At 59.5% G+C, this 15,424-nt stretch carries 16 protein-coding genes and 1 pseudogene; 7 read left to right on the top strand and 10 right to left on the bottom strand.

Features of this window, described 5'->3' with window-relative positions; genetic code table 11:
- Positions 1-3 precede the first annotated feature (3 nt).
- Positions 4-690: a GntR family transcriptional regulator gene (locus CDQ92_RS02065; RefSeq protein ID WP_201792023.1), complete on the bottom strand. Its 687-nt coding sequence runs from the start codon at positions 688-690 to the stop codon at positions 4-6.
- A 319-nt stretch (positions 691-1,009) separates the two neighbouring features.
- Between CDQ92_RS02065 and CDQ92_RS02060 the strand changes: the two genes are divergently transcribed.
- The 3 genes and pseudogenes from CDQ92_RS02060 to CDQ92_RS02055 all read left to right on the top strand — a co-directional run.
- Positions 1,010-3,259, top strand: a complete 2,250-nt coding sequence (locus tag CDQ92_RS02060) for a TonB-dependent receptor (RefSeq protein WP_158213750.1) — start codon at positions 1,010-1,012, stop codon at positions 3,257-3,259.
- 87 nt (positions 3,260-3,346) lie between these two features.
- Positions 3,347-3,478, top strand: coding sequence for a hypothetical protein (locus CDQ92_RS21780; RefSeq protein ID WP_268239238.1), 132 nt, complete (start codon positions 3,347-3,349; stop codon positions 3,476-3,478).
- A gap of 60 nt (positions 3,479-3,538) precedes the next feature.
- Positions 3,539-4,344 (top strand): annotated as a pseudogene (locus CDQ92_RS02055) (IS3 family transposase); the annotation flags it as partial.
- A 272-nt stretch (positions 4,345-4,616) separates the two neighbouring features.
- Here the strand turns inward: CDQ92_RS02055 and CDQ92_RS02050 are convergent.
- From CDQ92_RS02050 to CDQ92_RS02035, 4 genes are read right to left on the bottom strand one after another with little or no spacing between them, the layout of a single operon-like run.
- Positions 4,617-5,054, bottom strand: coding sequence for a response regulator (locus CDQ92_RS02050; protein WP_088439626.1), 438 nt, complete (start codon positions 5,052-5,054; stop codon positions 4,617-4,619).
- Complete coding sequence (locus CDQ92_RS02045; protein WP_088439624.1) at positions 5,039-7,012, bottom strand: sensor histidine kinase; 1,974 nt, start codon at positions 7,010-7,012, stop codon at positions 5,039-5,041. Before CDQ92_RS02045 ends, CDQ92_RS02050 begins: the two co-directional genes overlap by 16 nt.
- 2 nt (positions 7,013-7,014) lie before the next feature.
- The gene (locus tag CDQ92_RS02040) at positions 7,015-7,659 is read right to left on the bottom strand and encodes a response regulator (protein WP_088439622.1); all 645 of its coding nucleotides are present in this window, start codon (positions 7,657-7,659) and stop codon (positions 7,015-7,017) included.
- The gene (locus CDQ92_RS02035; RefSeq protein ID WP_201792022.1) at positions 7,656-8,747 is read right to left on the bottom strand and encodes a sensor histidine kinase; all 1,092 of its coding nucleotides are present in this window, start codon (positions 8,745-8,747) and stop codon (positions 7,656-7,658) included. The genes CDQ92_RS02040 and CDQ92_RS02035 overlap by 4 nt, the downstream gene beginning before the upstream one ends.
- A gap of 205 nt (positions 8,748-8,952) precedes the next feature.
- Here CDQ92_RS02035 and CDQ92_RS02030 point away from each other — a divergent pair, with 205 nt between their 5' ends.
- The 4 genes from CDQ92_RS02030 (at position 8,953) to CDQ92_RS02015 (ending at position 11,712) form a co-directional block, all read left to right on the top strand.
- Complete coding sequence (locus CDQ92_RS02030) at positions 8,953-9,558, top strand: phosphoribosyl-AMP cyclohydrolase (protein WP_088439618.1); 606 nt, start codon at positions 8,953-8,955, stop codon at positions 9,556-9,558.
- Between the two features lie 65 nt (positions 9,559-9,623).
- Entirely contained in the window at positions 9,624-10,298 is a 675-nt protein-coding gene (locus CDQ92_RS02025) for an OmpW/AlkL family protein (protein WP_088439616.1), read from the top strand.
- A 26-nt stretch (positions 10,299-10,324) separates the two neighbouring features.
- Positions 10,325-11,059, top strand: coding sequence for a carbonic anhydrase (locus CDQ92_RS02020; protein ID WP_088439614.1), 735 nt, complete (start codon positions 10,325-10,327; stop codon positions 11,057-11,059).
- Positions 11,056-11,712, top strand: coding sequence for a DUF2490 domain-containing protein (locus CDQ92_RS02015; RefSeq protein ID WP_229667645.1), 657 nt, complete (start codon positions 11,056-11,058; stop codon positions 11,710-11,712). The genes CDQ92_RS02020 and CDQ92_RS02015 overlap by 4 nt, the downstream gene beginning before the upstream one ends.
- A gap of 174 nt (positions 11,713-11,886) precedes the next feature.
- Here the strand turns inward: CDQ92_RS02015 and CDQ92_RS02010 are convergent, their stop codons facing one another.
- The 5 genes from CDQ92_RS02010 to CDQ92_RS01990 form a co-directional block, all read right to left on the bottom strand.
- Complete coding sequence (locus CDQ92_RS02010; RefSeq protein WP_088439612.1) at positions 11,887-12,690, bottom strand: ion transporter; 804 nt, start codon at positions 12,688-12,690, stop codon at positions 11,887-11,889.
- Positions 12,691-12,706: 16 nt separating this feature from the next.
- The gene (locus CDQ92_RS02005; protein ID WP_088439610.1) at positions 12,707-13,654 is read right to left on the bottom strand and encodes a calcium/sodium antiporter; all 948 of its coding nucleotides are present in this window, start codon (positions 13,652-13,654) and stop codon (positions 12,707-12,709) included.
- Complete coding sequence (locus CDQ92_RS02000) at positions 13,651-13,914, bottom strand: hypothetical protein (protein WP_088439608.1); 264 nt, start codon at positions 13,912-13,914, stop codon at positions 13,651-13,653. The genes CDQ92_RS02005 and CDQ92_RS02000 overlap by 4 nt, the downstream gene beginning before the upstream one ends.
- A gap of 91 nt (positions 13,915-14,005) precedes the next feature.
- Complete coding sequence (locus CDQ92_RS01995) at positions 14,006-14,362, bottom strand: TFIIB-type zinc ribbon-containing protein (protein ID WP_088439606.1); 357 nt, start codon at positions 14,360-14,362, stop codon at positions 14,006-14,008.
- Positions 14,363-14,365: 3 nt separating this feature from the next.
- Positions 14,366-15,100, bottom strand: coding sequence for a Bax inhibitor-1/YccA family protein (locus CDQ92_RS01990; RefSeq protein ID WP_088439604.1), 735 nt, complete (start codon positions 15,098-15,100; stop codon positions 14,366-14,368).
- Positions 15,101-15,424 lie beyond the last annotated feature (324 nt).

Here is a 15,424-nt window from a genome sequence, read left to right as displayed (position 1 = left end):
GCGTCAGGGAGCCTGATTGTCGAGCATGTCGAGCAGTCCAGCCTCGGCGCGCTGGATATGGTCGCGTGTCAACGCGACCGCCTGGTTGATTGCGCCGCGCCGGCACAGATCCAGCAGGCCGCCATGGTCATCCTTGGCGCTGTCGACGCCGTGGTCGAGCGTGATGACGAGCCGTGTATAGCGGTCGGTGTTGACCAGCAGGCTGCGGACGATTTCGATCGTCTTGCGCCGCTCCGATGCCGCATAAAGCGCCAGATGATAGCGGGTGTTGAGCTCACCCCATAAATGGACGTCCTCGCTATCGAGATTGGCGGTATATTGATCGAGCACGGCCTGTGCTTCCGCAAAATGCTCCTCGGTCATCCGGGGGATGGCGACGCGAAGCAGTTCGGGCTCGAGCATCGCGCGCAGCTCGAACAACTCCTTGATCTCGTCGCGCGACAGCGCCGTCACGACATATCCGCGATGCGGGTAGCTCGCTACCAGGCCTTCGGCTTCGAGGCGCGATAACGCCTCGCGGATCGGAATGCGGCTGCTGCCGAGTTCTTCCGCCAGCGCGTCCTGCCGAACAGGTGTTCCGTCGGCAAGTTCGCCCGCGAGTATCCGGCGCCGGATTTCGTCGGTCGCCGAGTCGGCAACCGTCATACGGCGAAACTTGCCAGTCGGCTGTTTGACGAGAGTGTCCATCATATCCTTGCCCGAAAATGACCCGTGAGGATGCCGGAAGGCAGTCTCTTCACTTTTGATACAGCTAAGGGCGTGAAAGTTCAATTGGATAAAATCTCCATTCCTAAAATTGCTCTGTCGGGCGGAGGCGAGTGTGAGGTCGAGATATTATACATTAATATCAAATATATAGATCGAATCCATTTGAAATTTTAATGCGCTCTCCATCCGCGCAGGCATGTCCGTGCTTCGACGTCGACAAAGATTCTCGTTGATATTGGATAAAATACACAATAATGACATGTCATCGAAAACACCGTTGGAAATCGAAAAGGGGGACCCCGTGGCTTCATTCTCAAACCGCGCCGTGCTGATGCTGACCGTCGGCTTCATCAGCATGCATGGCTCGCACGCGCTGGCTCAGGCGCAGGGGGCTGCTCCAGCCGCCGATGAGGCGGTGGGCGAAGCCAGCGGCAACGAAATCGTGGTGACCGCACGCAAGCGCTCGGAGACCGTCCAAGATGTCCCGACAAGCATTCGTGCGCTTGGTTCGGAGGAATTGTCGAAGCTTGGTGCCGACTCGATCGAAGAATTTGCCGGGCAGACCCCCGGTCTGTCGTTGACCGGAAATCGCGCCAACACGCAGGTCGTCGTGCGCGGGGTCACGACCGGACCCGTTAATCAGGACCAGGCCGAGATCAAGGAGACGGTCGGGCTCTACATCGACGAGACGCCGATCGCGGTCCAGCGCTTCAGCCCCAACCTCAAGCTCTATGACCTTGAGCGCGTCGAGGTGCTGCGCGGGCCGCAGGGCACCTTATATGGTGCGGGTTCGATGGCTGGAGCCATTCGCCTGATCACCAGAAAGCCTGACGCCGGCGATTTCGAAGCGAGCGCCAAAGGCCAGCTGGCGGGCATCGACCATGGCGGCACGACGCGTACGATCGACGCGATGGTCAACATCCCTGTCGTACAGGATAAATTCGCGATCCGCGCGGTCGGTTTCTACAAGCATAACGCCGGCTTCATCGACAATGTCGTGACCGGCGAGGACAATGTGAACAGCGAAGTGAGCAAGGGCGGACGGATCGCCGCGCGCTTTACGCCGAGTGCCGACACAACGATCGACAGTTTTGTCTCCTATCAGAAATCCCGTCATGCTGCGCGTAGTGTCTATGCCGAGGAGGCGGGGTATCTGAACACGACGGTCGCGGTGAACGAGCCTTATGTCGACCGCAATCTTATCGCCTCGCTGACGGTCAACCAGGAACTCGACCCGTTCGACGTCACGCTGGTCGGGTCCTATCGCAAGAAGGACCTGGGCTATCTGATCGAAACTGGCACCTTCGTCAGTTTCGTGGCGCCGACCTATCGCAATTTGCCGCTCGGGGTGATCGGCAACAATGCGGACCAGCGCGATTATAGCGGCGAATTTCGCCTGTCGTCCAAATCGAGCTCGCCGGTACAGTGGACCGTGGGCGCTTTTTACGAAAACAAGCGCAACCACTTTGATCAGGACCTGACTGTGGCGGGCGTCGATGCGGCGGGCGGTTTCAGCAGCCCGGCATTCGGGGCGAATCGTGACCAGCTGTTCGCCAGCGACATCAATCTGAAAGAACGGCAGATCGCGTTGTTCGGCGAAATCGTCGTGCCGATCGGCGACAAACTCAAGGCCACGGTTGGCGGTCGTTACTTCGACGCGAAACAGAGCTCTATCGTCCAGTTCGCAGGCATCTTCGCGGATCCTAACACCGGCACCTTTCCCTTCCGGAACAAGGAAAACGGGTTCAACCCCAAGTTCAACCTCGCCTATGAATTCGACCGCGATCATATGGTCTATGCGCAGGCGGCGAAGGGGTTCCGGCTCGGCGGTACCAACGAACCGGTCCCCGCCACGACCTGCGCAGCCGATCTCGCGGCGCGCGGCCTGAGCGCCGCTCCCGACAGCTTCAAGTCTGACAGCTTGTGGAATTATGAAGTCGGCGCCAAAACCAGCTGGTTCGACCGGGCGCTTACGGTCAATGTGTCCGCCTACAAGATCAAGTGGAAGAACCCGCAGGTCACTGCGCAATTGGGATGCGGTTTCAACGTCTTCGTCAACGCTGGGGGCCTCGACATCACGGGCACCGAGCTTGAGACGATCATCCGGCCCGCCGAAGGGCTGACACTGCGCGGCGGCCTGGGGTACACCGACAGCAAGCTGACCGAAGATCTGAGCTTTGTTGGTGGCCGGGAAGGAGACCGGGCGCCCTTCGTGCCCAAATGGCAATTCAACGGCTCGATCGACTATACGCATGCGCTGTCCAAAACGCTCGAGGGCTTTGCGTTCCTTAGCGTGCAGAACACCGGCGACCGCAACACGCGCTTTAATCCGACGCTGGCTGCGAACAGCCGCCTGCCGGCCTATACGATCGTCAATGCCCGTCTGGGCGTGAATGCCGATCAATGGTCGGTAGAAGTATTTGCGGAAAATCTCGGCGGAAGCCGTGGCCGGACGAACCGCAATTTCTACCCGTTCTCACTCACACCCATGACCCAGGTAGAAGTCGTCACGCCGCGGACGATCGGCCTGGAATTGACGGTTCGTTACTAATTCTGTGAAGGCTGCGGCTGATGTCGAAAGCCGCAGCCGGTGGCACCCGGCGGCCTATTTGCGCAATATGGGTCAAGGAGTTTCGCAATGGCAGCCAAATGTCCACGAGAGCATTTGGTTTCGTTCCATATTGAAGCGGAGCCTTCGCCTGAAGTGATTGCCCCGCTCCTGAAGCAAGTGAGCGCAAACAAGGAGCCTATGGTCGATCTGACGATCTGATCTGCCCCCTTCTGAGTGGTCCAAAATTGATGATATTTTGGATTACGAAGGAGACATGGAATGCCGAGCAAAAAGCATCGCCCGGAAGAGATTATCGGCAAGCTGCGTGAAGCGGAGGTTGTGCTGGCGCAGGGCGCGACGACCGCGGAGGCGTGTCGGCGGATCGCGGTCAGCGAGCAAACCTATTATCGGTGGCGTAAGGAATATGGCGGCCTGAAGACCGATCAGGCACGTCGGATGAAGGATCTGGAGAAGGAGAATGTGCGGCTTCGCCGTGCGATCTCGGACCTGACGCTAGACAAGCTGATATTGCAGGAGGCCGCCCGGGGAAACTTCTGAGCCCCGCGCGCCGAAGGCGCTGTATCGATCACATCAGAATGATGATGCCGGTGTCCGAGCGACGGGTCTGCCGCGTGCTCGGGCAACATCGATCGACACAGCGCAAGGTGCCTCGCGGGGCCGATGACGAAGCAGCTCTCACCGCGGATATCATTGCGCTGGCGCGGCAATATGGTCGTTATGGCTATCGCCGAGTGACGGCGTTGCTGCGCAATGCAGGGTGGCATGTGAACCGCAAACGGGTCGAGCGCATCTGGCGACGCGAGGGGCTCAAGGTGCCGCAAAGGCAGCCGAAGCGCGGGCGGCTCTGGTTGAACGACGGATCGTGCATCCGGCTTCGGCCGGAATATCCCGGGCACGTCTGGTCCTATGACTTCGTCGAGGGTCGCACCCACGATGGTCGCAAATACCGCATCCTGTCGATCATCGACGAGGCGAGCCGGGAGTGCATGGCGTTGCCCGTGGCGCGTAAGCTGAAGAGCGACGATGTGCTGGCGGCGCTGGCCGAACTGTTCGTCACGCGCGGTCCCTTGTGGGGGACTGGTCTCGCTACTGGTCGGAGGCGATCCCCGTCATGCGCGCGGTTGGCCTTGCAAAAAGGCTGGCGTTATGCCCCTGATGGTCGCGTTAGTGATCGTCGGCTTCCGGACATCCATGACCGTCTCCTTCCTCGCAGTGCTCTGCGCGGTATGTCTATTCAAGGGGTGGGACGTGTGTTCGGCGGAATGCTCGTGTTCGGTAATTGCATGTTCCTGTTCGCAGTGATCGCGCAGGGATAAGACAGGCATTCTACAAATGGTCAGGAGTCCCTGAGGCGTTCGTAGAGGACCCGCGTTTCGAGCAGGTTTGAAATACGCAGCGCGACCTCGACAACGTCGAAGGGTTTCGCGACGAAGTCCTTTGCCCCCAAGGCCAGCGCCCGGCGGCGCGCCTGCAGGGTCGTATCAGCCGTCAAGACGAGTACCGGCCTGAATTCTTCCGCCCGGTCGTGGCGTCCGAAAGCCTCCAGCAGCTGAAACCCATCGACCTCGGGCATCATGAGATCGAGTAACACGAGGTCCGGTTCGAGATCGATGTAGGCCGCCAGAGCCGACTTCGGATCAGTCAGGCAGTGGATATCGGTATAGCCTTCGCGCTCCAGCAGGCTGCGAAGAAGCAGGACGTTGGGTTCTTCGTCATCGATGGCTAGAATCCGGCGCGAGACAATTTCGGCGGTGTCGATCAGTCGAGCTGGCATGATGTCTCTTCGGTCAGTGGTGAAAGGTCATCGGCGGGCGTATCGTCCTCGGCTACCGGACGCGGGAGCTTGAACCAGAAACGGGAGCCTCGGGGCAAGGGCTCGTACCCAATTTCGCCGCCCATGGATTCTATCAGGCTCTTGGAAAGAGCAAGCCCCAGACCGGTTCCTTCGATCTTGGCGCGGTCTTGCTGGCCAAGGCGATCGAACGGCGTGAAGAGCCGCTCGGCTACTTCGGCGGGAATACCGGGGCCATCGTCTTCCACTGTGATTTTCACGAAATCGTCGCCCGATATGCAGGCGAGGCGAACGAACGTGCCCCCGCGGTTGTACTTCGCAGCATTGCCAACGAGATTGAGAATGACCTGGGTAACCCTGCGGCTGTCAGCGCGGACGAATGCCGGCTGTTCCGCCTGTTCGAGTTCGTAGGAAAGGCCGGCGCTCGCGACTATGGGAAACGCAAGCGCATGGACCTCGTCGAGCAGCTCGTTCATCTCGATCCGGTTGAGCTTGAGATCCGATCCTCCTGCCTCGATGCTCGAGATGTCGAGCAGATCGTTGATGAGCGACAGGAGATGCCTGCCGGCCTTGGTGATCTGCCCAATTGCCTCGCGATGATTGCCTTGAAAGTTCTCCTCGTCGATTTCGAGCAACTGTCCGAACCCCAGGATGGCATTGAGCGGAGTTCGCAATTCATGGCTGGTTCGCGACAGGAACTGGCTTTTGGCCAGGCTTGCAGCTTCGGCTTCCTCGCGCGCGGTCCTGAGCGCATCTTCCGAACGCCGACGTTCGCTCATATCCCGGGTAACCTTGGCGAAACCCTGCAGTTCCCCCTGCTCGTCCCGTAGCGCGGTTATGACGACATTGGCCCAGAAGCGCGTACCATCTTTGCGGACGCGCCAGCCTTCGTCTTCGGCCGAGCCGCTCTGCCGGGCGCGCTCAAGCATTTCAGCTGGCAGGTGATCCCTGGTATCCGGCGGATAGAACCTGCTGAAATGGCGACCGAGAATATCTTCGGCGCGCCAGCCCTTGATCCGTTCCGCCCCGAGGTTCCAGCTCGTCACGTTTCCATCCGGATCGAGCGCAAAGATGCCGTAGTCACGCACTCTCTCGATCACCAGGCGGAAACGCTCCTCGCTGGTCCGCAGATCGTGTTCCCGCGCGTGTAGTAGTGCGCTGGCCCGGACCAGTCGCTGAGCGAGACGGCCGATTTCGTCGGTCTCTTCGGGCCGATCGGTCAGTCTTTGCCCTTCGGCGAGTGCCTGCGCGTCGGCTTCGAGCTTGCGCACCCTTCGCACGATCCCGGTCGAGAATAGATAAACAGCCGACAAGCTTCCCAGAAGGCCCACAAGAGCGCTGACGCCGGTCACGACGAGAAAGCCGCGGCGCACTTCGTCCACGCGCGCACGGCGCTCGTCGAGTACGATCGCTTCGCGGCGTTGGATGTCATCGATACATCGGCGCACCTCGTCTAGAGCCAGTTTGTTGGCGATCAGCGCGTCCTCGACCTCGCTGGACACCTCCGTCCCCCTTTCTGCCAGCGAGACGATCTGCTTGAGGCCATCCTGCTTGTCGCGCTCGCGCAGGCGCAGTGTCTCAAAATGTCCGCGAACGACTGGGTCTTCAATGGCCGTATCGAGCCGCGCCATCGTCGCTGGCACCTCGTCCTGCGCTTGCCGGTAGGATTGAAGAAACCGCTCCTCACCTGTCAAAACATAGCCGCGCACGCCTGCCGCAGCCTCGGCGAGCAACGCGTGTACCTGATATGTGTCGCGCTGGATGGCAAACGCCCGGCGCACGTCATTCTCGGCGCGTGTTTCAGCACTGCTCGCAAGATAGAGCGACACAAGCGAGCCGAGCAGAATTGCCAGCGGCAGAATGACGACTACGAGACCTTTAACCGCGAGCGGCCGGTCCGCCCAAAACCGAGAAGTTTTGCGGGTGCCTCCGTCGATCATGGTCAGGAAGCCGCTGACTTCATCGTCACGGCCAGGACCGCCGCCTGAGTTCGATCCGCCACGCCGAGCTTGCCGATGATCCGCTCGACATGCGCCTTCACCGTTGCCGGGCTGATGCCGAGTTCGCGAGCGATTTCCTTATTGGTTCGCCCCTCCGCGACAAATACAAGAACATCTTGCTCGCGCGGGGTCAGCAAGACGGCCGGGTCGCTCTGACCGCCGGGCCGCGATGGCGCGCGCATTGCCGCTCCGACCAGGTCCAGAGGAAGGGCCGAGCGTCCTGCCATGACCTGCTCGATCGCCTCACGCAAATCGCCGATCGCGGTGTCCTTGAGCACATATCCGGCGGCCCCTGCAGCAAGGGCCTCGCGCACATAGGCGGGCATTTCGTGAAGTGTGAGCATGATGACGCGCGTGTTCAAGCCGAGCGATTGGATGCGACGCGTCGCTTCAAGCCCGTCAATGCCATCGCCAAGACGCACGTCCATCAGAACAATATCAGGTTCGAGCGCCGCAGTCATTTCGACCGATTCCTCGCCGGTCGAGGCCATTCCGACAACATCCGCGCCAGCGCCATCGAGCACCGCCCTCAAACCCTCTCTGGCGAGTTGGTGATCATCGACGATGAGGATGCGCGGAAAGCTCATCGCTGGCCAGCTCCCGGAAGTCTGGCTTCTACTATCACTCCACCGTGCTCGCCGACTCCCCAGTCGAGCGAGCCACCAATGACCGCCAGACGTTCCTTCATCCCTTCAATGCCCACTTGGTGCCCATCGTTCGTTGCAGCGTGACCGGAAGCGGCATTTTGTGGACCGTGACCATTGTCCGTAATGCGAAGTGAGGGGCCGTAAGGATCACTGCCGGACGTGGCCTCAATGATGACGGGACACGGCCCCCCGGCATGCTTGCGGATATTCGAGAATGCTTCTTGAGCTACGCGATAAAGCGCGGTTTCAGCGTAGCCCGGCAGTCGCCGGAAATCGTCGTCGATCCTTCGCGACACGGAATACCCGTCCTGTTCCAACGCGTCTGCAAGCGCGTGCAAAGCGGCGATCAATCCCAAATCGTCTAGAATGGTTGGACGCAATCCTGCAATGACCCTGCGCAGTTCCTTTACGAGTCCGCGAGCGACTTCGATCGTTCGGGCCGAAGCGTCTGCATCATCCGCTCGATGAGCGAGATCGGCTGACCGTTCGAGCATTCGCACCAGAGCGGTGGCTGACTGCGCTACGCCATCGTGGAGATCATGCGCGACCCGGCGACGCTCGTCTTCCTGCGCCGAGAAAATCCGGCTTACGAGTTGTTCGAGACGGATTTCGCGATCCTTCAGCGTTTCGAGCAGGCTCTCTACGGCATCTTCGCGATCGGCCCTGTCTATTGCAGACCCCATCATTCCGAGAAGTGTCTGACAAGCGTCGCGGTCTTCCTTGTCAATGATATCGTCGAGGGAGCGAAAACCGGCAACAACCACCGCTGCATGGCCCAGATTGCCCTTGCCAGGGATTGTAATCGGAAAGCCGGAAGATTTCGGATCCCGCGTAAAGCTCCCCGAACGGCTTCCCAAGAACAAGGCAAGCCTTTCAGCGCTTTTGCGCAAGATAGAATCCATGCTCCCGGGTTCGGCCTGAACCAGTTCCCGCCCGCTGAGCGATAACAGTCGTAATCGAGCAGCTCGCGCTTCGGCGGCGCGGTAGAGTTCGCGCAATTCCGCGGCCGTCTCGATGTCGCCGGCCAATTGAGGAAAATCCTGTCGCATTACGCGCACTCTAAAGCGTGTTGCGGAAAGTGCATAGGCCAGGTGGCCTAGGCCGAAAGGCCTGCCATCCGGCGGATTTGCGGCCTCATTCATGCGGCTATCTCAGCGTCATGGCGATGCAGCCAATCTAAAACCTGACCCGCAGCGATGAAATTTCTTAGCTGCCGAACAAAGGAGTTGTCAGATGAAGAATGCCAACCTTCGCCGCGCGGGCCTTGCACTCGTTCTTCCCCTCGCTGCCCTGGCAACCCCGGCGATGGCCCAGGAATCGGCTGTTGCTGCCGGCTCGAATGTGGTCGCAGCGCCAACACATGCGCCGATCACTGCCGCCGAGGTAGAAGCCGCCCAGCGCGCCTGGGGCTATGCGCTCGTAGCCATCGCGACCGAATACGACACAAAGGGGCATGCTGCAGCCAAGCAACTTGCTGAGAACGTGATCGATAGCGCCTATGGTTACGGGCTTGGCCCGGTCCTGTTCAAACCCACCCTCGCAGCCGCGCCGACCACTTTCCGTACAGATCGTGACGGGGCCATCTCGTATTTCGTTGGAGGGAATCCCGCCTATCCCGGAGACAGCGGCTTCGCCCTCAAGGGCTGGCGGAGCTACGAAATCGAGAATGCTGGAATCCTGACCAACGGTAATTCGGCGACCTCCATGGGCAATGTCACGGTCATCGACGCTTCTGGCAACCGCACCACCGTCGACAAGACCTGGGGCTATGTGCGCGGGGCGGACGGCAAGCTTCGCATCGTCCTCCATCACTCTTCGCTCCCCTACCAGACCAACTGATCCCCTCGGAACCCGGTCTCGCCCTGATGAGGGAGCCGGTTCTCCGAGCCATAAGGATTTTCAACATGTCCAGATATTTAGCAGCGCTCGCAGCAAGCGTCCTCACGCTTCCCTTCGCCGCGCCCGCCGTGGCCCAGGAGGCTGGCTCAATCCAGGTCAAGGGGTTCGCGACCGGCGTTCTCCCCAATGGTGAAATCGAGGAGGTCGAAACGGATCTCATCGACCTTCCGGCCGGGTCGCAGACCCGCGCCACCGATTCCTATGTGCCGACGATTGCCATCGAGTATTTCATTGCCCCGAACTTCTCGCTCGAGACGATCTGCTGTGTGACGCCCCATGACGTGCGCGGCGCCGGTGCGCTCGCCGGGGCCGAACTCATCGACGATGCGGTCATCCTTCCGGCGACCGTGACAGCCAAATATCACTTCGATCTCGGCGGCGGCTTCAAGCCCTATCTCGGCGCAGGCCCGACCTACTTCCTGATATTCGGAGAGGATGTAGGTGCCGATGCCGCTGCTTTTGGCACCACCGAAGTCGATCTGTCGGACGAATTCGGTTTTGTCCTGCAGGCAGGCCTCGACGTTCCGCTGAACGATCGCGGCCTCAAGCTTTCGCTCGACGCAAAGCGATACTTCGTCGGCACCACCGCGACCTTCACCGCCGGAGATACGGTCGCTCTGCAAAGCGAGCATGCGCTTGACCCCTGGGTCGTGAGCGCAGGTCTCGCATACCGCTTCTGATCCGGTTTTACTCAAGGATACACATCATGAAAAAATTCATTTTTGCCTCCACACTCGCGCTTGGCATCTCGACTGTCGCCGTGGCGCAGGAAAAGGACTGGAGCTTCGGCGACGGCGTTACCCACGAGCGTTGGTCGCTCGAAAATACCGACTATGCGCTGTGCGATGCCGGCCTTAACCAGTCGCCGATCGACCTCGGCACACCGAACGCGCGCGCCGACGTCGAACTGGCGACCATGTTCGGAAGCGCATCGGGAACGATGGCGCTGGGCGAAGAAAAGGTGCAGGTCGATTTTACCGACGCGCAAGGCAAGGGAATGAATTCGGGCGGGATGATGTTCAACCTGCTTCAGGTTCACTTCCACACGCCATCCGAGCACGCGATCAACGGCGAGCGCTTCCCGCTCGTTGCCCATTTCGTTCACGCAACCGACGACGGCAGACTGGGCGTTCTGGGCGTGATGTTCGAGGAAGGCGAGAGCAATGCTGGCCTCGCCAACATTCTCGAAGCGCATGCGGGCGGCAACGGCACTGCGGTGACTTTCGACATTGACAGCATGGTGCCGGAGGACCTCGACGTCTATCGATATATGGGTTCGCTCACCACGCCTCCCTGCAGCGAGGGGGTGAACTGGCACGTAGCCGACACTCCGGTCGAGGCGAGTGCGCAGCAGATCGCAACACTGCGAGGAGCGCTCGGTCCCTCGGCCCGTTCGCTTCAGCCGCAGGGTACCCGCCTGGTCGTGGCTCCATCTGAATGATGCGTAGTCTGCTTACCGCCATCGCCGCCGGAGGTGCCATTATGGCATCTCCGGCCTCGGCTCAGGACGAAGCATTGGAGTTCTGGCTGAACCCTTCAGTATCTACCGACCTGGATGAGGATACCGGCATAGAACTCGAGACTGCGCAGCGTTTTCGCAGCAGTGAGGACGGCAGGGTCGATACATATTTTGCGCGCTTATGGGTGAAGCAGGACCTGTCTGACGAGTTCACGCTCGCTGGCGCGGTGGAACGCCGCATCAACGATGGCGGCAGCGACGAGTTGCGCCTGATGCAGCAGCTGTCCGGCAGTCACGGCATCTTCCGAACACGGCTGCGCCTGGAACAGCGCTTCGTCGACGATGCCGATCGCATGGGCCTGAGGCTGCGTCCACGCTTGGGCGTGTATGTCCCGATCGATCCGGAAGGCCGATGGTCGGCGAAGGCCGATGCGGAACTGTTCTGGACGTTGCGAGGCAACAATGTTGGCAGCGACGAAGGGATAACCGGTCTGCGCACTCAGGTTGGTGTTTCCTATGATGTGAACGACAATCTCTCGCTCGGCCTGGTCTATCTGCGTCAACAGGATTTCGAGGACGATGGACCTGATGTAATCGGTCATGCACCCCTGGTATCGATCGAATTCGCTTTTTGAGAGTTTGGACAGGTAGCGCAAGACAGGTCGAGCTGTCCTGAGATGTCCTGTCTGTGGCAACTTCGATCGATCCGCACTGATGGTTGCTTGATCAATTTCGGAGGAGCCAAGTGTAGCGGCGTTCTAGGCGATAAGCGGAAAATTCGCCGCGAACGAGCGGCTAAAAGACCCGCTTCAGTTTTTTCCGTCGACAGTCCTGCGAAGATTTCGCAATTCCTCACCTAACGCTCGCAACTCGCTCAAGATTTCCTCGCGTTCGTCGTGCGCTTCCTCGTCGGTTGCTTCGGACATGGCGTTTACGATGACACCGATGAAAAGGTTGAGGACGATGAAGCTCGTGAGCAGAATGAAGGGCACGAAGAAGGCCCAGGCATAGGGAAATTGCTCCATTACCGGGCGGACGATCCCCATCGACCAACTTTCCAACGTCATGATCTGAAACAGCGAATACAGCGACGCTCCGAGGGTGCCGAACCATTCGGGAAATGCCGCGCCAAAGAGTTTGGTGGCCATGACCGCACTGATATAGAACAGCAGGCCCAGCAAAAGAATGACCGTGCCAATGCTGGGGATCGCGCTGAACAGCCCTACGATCACCTTGCGCATGCTGGGCACGACCGAGACTAGCCGGAGGGCTCTTAATACACGCAGTGCGCGCAACACGGAAAACTGTTGCGAGGCCGGTATCAGCGCTACGCTGACGATCACGAAGTCAAAGACGTTCCAGCCACTGCGAAAGAAGTTCAGGCGGTAGACGAATAGCTTCAGCGCAAGCTCGACCACGAAAATCGCTATTGCCAGCCGGTCAAGGGTGTAGATGACCCTGCCGACGCTCGACATAATTTCAGGCGAAGTTTCCAACCCAAGTCCGACCGCGTTGATCACGATCACGGCGGTGATGGTATGCTCAAATTGGCGAGTTTCGACGATTGAACGCACGCGTTGGCGAAGCGTGGGAGGGTTTGGTGACATGCTCATCCAGGTGGGCCTTTAGTCAAACGGTCAGATACCAGACATACCCCGCATAGAGCATGAGAAATACACCGCCCTCCCAGCGTTTGAGGGTCCATCCCGTCCGTAAAAACAGGCCCAACAACGCCGTCGCGCCAAGCAGCACCCAAACATCGAACGCTGCAATTTGCGGCGGAATCGTGATTGGATGAACAATCGCCGTCACGCCCAGAATGCCGAGAACATTGTAGATGTTCGAACCGATGATGTTACCCAGCACAACGTCCGGGTGCCGGCGCAAGGCCGCAATGATGCAGGCGACAAGTTCGGGCAGTGACGTACCGACCGCAACGACAGTGAGGCCGATCACGGTTTCCGTTACGCCGAAATCGCGAGCGATCACAATCGCACCATCAACCAGCAGCCGTGCACCAAGGATCGTGCCGATGATCCCCGCGATGGCGAGGCCCAATGCAGCGATCAGGCTCATGCCATGAATGGTCACTTCAGCCACGACATGTTCGTGCATTTCCGCTTCTGCGTCAGGGCGTCGTCGTTCGCTACGATATGCCCAGAGGATATAGCCGACAAGCAGAGCCATAAGCGCGAAGCCCACCGGACGGCTGAGGTAACCCAAGAGTACGGCGATCAGGCAGGCGAAGGTCGCACCGACCAGCGCCAGACCGTCGCGCCGGAATCCCGCAGGGTTAATCGCCAAAGGCAGGATCAGCGCAGATGCACCGAGAATAAGCAGAATATTGGCAACGTTGGAGCCGATCACATTGCCAACCGCAATACCGGGCGCGCCCTCGAAAGCGGCGAACAGACTGGTGACCAGTTCTGGCGTCGAGGTGCCAAAGCCGACAATCGTCAGTCCGGCTAGCAAGGGCGAGATACCGAGCCTCGATGCGACACCGACGGCGCCGCGGACCAGAATATCACCGCCGATCGCAAGGAGAAACAGGCCAACGATCATGAAGAGGACTGTCATGCGATTAGCTCGGCAATCATAGCGCCGGACAAGCGAATTGCAGCCAAAATGCCCGCAATGGCGGTCGCGATCGCGGCGCGTGCGTTCAGAATCTGGGTTCGGTTATAGGCAACGACCATTCGGTTGAAATCAGCGTGGTCGAGCATTTCGTCGCGGCAAATACGGCGCAGCCGCTTCCGGCTCGCCAACCACCAGAACATGCCAGAGAGAAATGCCGCCGCGACAATGGACAGGTCGAGCAGGAGGAATGATATGGTCATGGGGAGACCTCAAAGAGCGCAGTGCCCAAGCGCCTGATATTTGCAAGAAAGCGTCCGGCCCTTTCTCGAAAGGACCGGACGCCTGTGCCATTCAGTCGAAAAATTCGGACAGGATGGATTTCTTCTTTCGTGGACGCCGCTTGTCGTAGCGGTCATCATAGCGGTCATCGCGGCTGCGATCATAGCGACCGTCATCGCTCTGGAGCATCGATGCCGCCATGCCCATCAACCCACCCGAACCTTCTCGCCGCCCCGGGCTGCGACTTTCCGCTTCCCGAGCGGTTGGCGGCTGCGTGCGTTCGATGATTTTGTCGAGCTCGCCCCGGTCCAGCCACACGCCGCGGCAGGAAGGGCAGAAGTCGATCTCCACGCCGCTTCGGTCGGACATCGATAGCCCGGTCTTGCAAACGGGGCACAGCATCGAGGCGACGGTTTCTTGAGTACGCATGATTTATCCTTCCTGCCGCTGGCCGAAGAGGCTCAGCAGCATCTGAAACAGGTTGACGAAATTGAGGTAGAGGGAGAGCGCCCCCATCATCTGCAGTTTTCCCAGGCTAATCTGCCCGGAGCCCGCGTTCATCTCGCTATAGGCGAAATATTCGCTCCGCAGGCGTTGCATGTCCCACGCGGTCAGACCGGTAAACACGATCACGCCGATGATCGAGACAATGAGAGACAGAATGCCGGACGCCAGAAACAGATTCACGATTGATGCGCCGACAACCCCGACAAGGCCGATCATCAGGAAACTGCCCCAACCGGACAGGTCGCGCCTGGTCGTGTAGCCCCACAGCGCCATCGCCAGAAAGACGACCGCCGCGCTAAGAAATGCCTGCACGATGCTTGCGCCCGTGAAGAGCAGCAGTGCACTGGCCAAGGACACACCCATCAACGCTGCAAAGCCCCAGAACAGGCCCTGCAACGCGCTCATCGAGAGTTTCTCGAAGCGGAATGAGGCGAACATCACCAGTGCCAGCGGGGCGAAAATGGCCACCCATTTGAGCGGTGTGCCGAAAATCAGCGCCGCGAGCGGAACTATATTGGCGACAGCGAAAGCAATCGCTGCCGACAGGACCAGACCGCCGCCCATATAGGCGAATACCCCGGTGAGGTGCTTGCGCAGTCCCGCATCAAATTGAATGCCCGTGACGGCAGACCCACCTCGTCGCCTGAAAAATCGTTCCATAAATCCTCCTTCGATGTCGATCCGAAGGGTAGCAGAGTTCTGATGTGTGAATTGTGTGCACCAGACGATCAGCCCCCCTTCTGGGGAGCGATCCGACATCGCAGACAATGCACTCTAACACATCGTCCGCCAGAGGGGCCCGGCTCGCAACTTTCCAATAATCGTGCGCAGGACAAGTGTCAATGGATTCGTTCGGAGTCGAACTTACCTAACTGTTGTTTCACCCAGCTTTCAGTAAATTGTTCTGTAGGCGCCAATAGCGCGTTTCGTCAAAAAAAGTGTCTGGCGTGAATGTCGTGCTTTCGGCTGGATTGCCGAATGTCT

Source organism: Sphingopyxis bauzanensis (genome assembly GCF_002205675.1).
Classification (GTDB): domain Bacteria; phylum Pseudomonadota; class Alphaproteobacteria; order Sphingomonadales; family Sphingomonadaceae; genus Sphingopyxis; species Sphingopyxis bauzanensis.
The sequence above is the reverse complement of the archived record's forward strand: the minus strand, read 5'-3'. Positions and strand labels throughout refer to the sequence as shown.

Excerpts from the sequence above, each read along its gene's own strand:
- CDQ92_RS01995 (WP_088439606.1), bottom strand. The coding sequence starts at position 14,362 with ATGCGTACTCAAGAAACCGTCGCCTCGATGCTGTGCCCCGTTTGCAAG.
- CDQ92_RS02040 (WP_088439622.1), bottom strand. The coding sequence starts at position 7,659 with ATGAGCTTTCCGCGCATCCTCATCGTCGATGATCACCAACTCGCCAGA.
- CDQ92_RS02025 (WP_088439616.1), top strand. The coding sequence starts at position 9,624 with ATGTCCAGATATTTAGCAGCGCTCGCAGCAAGCGTCCTCACGCTTCCC.
- CDQ92_RS02010 (WP_088439612.1), bottom strand. The coding sequence starts at position 12,690 with ATGAGCATGTCACCAAACCCTCCCACGCTTCGCCAACGCGTGCGTTCA.
- CDQ92_RS02050 (WP_088439626.1), bottom strand. The coding sequence starts at position 5,054 with ATGCCAGCTCGACTGATCGACACCGCCGAAATTGTCTCGCGCCGGATT.
- CDQ92_RS21780 (WP_268239238.1), top strand. The coding sequence starts at position 3,347 with ATGGCAGCCAAATGTCCACGAGAGCATTTGGTTTCGTTCCATATTGAA.
- CDQ92_RS02020 (WP_088439614.1), top strand. The coding sequence starts at position 10,325 with ATGAAAAAATTCATTTTTGCCTCCACACTCGCGCTTGGCATCTCGACT.
- CDQ92_RS02045 (WP_088439624.1), bottom strand. The coding sequence starts at position 7,012 with ATGATCGACGGAGGCACCCGCAAAACTTCTCGGTTTTGGGCGGACCGG.
- CDQ92_RS02005 (WP_088439610.1), bottom strand. The coding sequence starts at position 13,654 with ATGACAGTCCTCTTCATGATCGTTGGCCTGTTTCTCCTTGCGATCGGC.
- CDQ92_RS02065 (WP_201792023.1), bottom strand. The coding sequence starts at position 690 with ATGATGGACACTCTCGTCAAACAGCCGACTGGCAAGTTTCGCCGTATG.
- CDQ92_RS02030 (WP_088439618.1), top strand. The coding sequence starts at position 8,953 with ATGAAGAATGCCAACCTTCGCCGCGCGGGCCTTGCACTCGTTCTTCCC.
- CDQ92_RS02000 (WP_088439608.1), bottom strand. The coding sequence starts at position 13,914 with ATGACCATATCATTCCTCCTGCTCGACCTGTCCATTGTCGCGGCGGCA.
- CDQ92_RS01990 (WP_088439604.1), bottom strand. The coding sequence starts at position 15,100 with ATGGAACGATTTTTCAGGCGACGAGGTGGGTCTGCCGTCACGGGCATT.
- CDQ92_RS02015 (WP_229667645.1), top strand. The coding sequence starts at position 11,056 with ATGATGCGTAGTCTGCTTACCGCCATCGCCGCCGGAGGTGCCATTATG.